Consider the following 286-nt stretch of genomic DNA (forward strand, 5'->3'; position numbering starts at 1 on the left):
TCAGATGTGTATAAGTTACATCATGTACGCATATTGAGACGCTGTTTCAGGTTTAATTGCACGTTTCCACGCAAACATAAAATCAGTTGCTGTCACACTGTCTCCATTTGACCATTTTGCATCTTTACGCAAATCAAATGTATATTTTTTACCCTCTTCACTTCTTTTAATCGATTTTGCATCTGCTGGAATAGGCTTATCTTTATCATCTATTACATACAAACCGTCTATTATGTGTTTCATAACATGTGCTGATGTACCAGCCATCGTTTTCGCAGTATCTAGA

At 36.0% G+C, this 286-nt stretch carries 1 pseudogene; it reads right to left on the reverse strand.

The annotated features are described in order from the left end of the window. Positions 1-18 precede the first annotated feature (18 nt). Positions 19-286 (reverse strand): annotated as a pseudogene (locus ACSG5Z_RS31855) (ABC transporter substrate-binding protein); the annotation flags it as partial.

This window comes from Bacillus pretiosus (assembly GCF_051294775.1).
In the GTDB taxonomy this organism is placed as follows: domain Bacteria; phylum Bacillota; class Bacilli; order Bacillales; family Bacillaceae_G; genus Bacillus_A; species Bacillus_A wiedmannii.